The organism is Paraburkholderia sp. SIMBA_027 (assembly GCF_046535315.1).
In the GTDB taxonomy this organism is placed as follows: domain Bacteria; phylum Pseudomonadota; class Gammaproteobacteria; order Burkholderiales; family Burkholderiaceae; genus Paraburkholderia; species Paraburkholderia tropica.
This window is the reverse complement of the sequence record NZ_JAWRWY010001591.1, coordinates 1-236: the sequence shown is the minus strand read 5'-3', so window position 1 is coordinate 236 and position 236 is coordinate 1. Positions and strand designations below refer to the sequence as shown.

The following is a 236-nucleotide window of genomic DNA, read 5'->3' as shown; positions in this document are numbered from 1 at the left end:
GACGGCGCCTCGCCCGCCACCGCCAGCCGTTGCAGCATGGCGTCGCTGTCGCCAACGATCGTGGGCAGCACCACGGCGCCCAGCCCTGACCGCGCGGCCATCTGCTGCGCCGCCAGGTCGCTGGCGGCAAAGACCACCGGCCGGTGGCGTCGGACCTGATGCAGCCAGGCCTGTTGCGGCAGGGCGTCGCCGCTCGCGTCATACGCGATGAAGCGCCACTGCTCGGCGGGCTGCTC

General features: G+C 73.7%; 1 pseudogene. It reads right to left on the bottom strand.

What is annotated here, in order from left to right:
* Positions 1-236 (bottom strand): annotated as a pseudogene (locus SB764_RS44550) (LysR family transcriptional regulator); the annotation flags it as partial.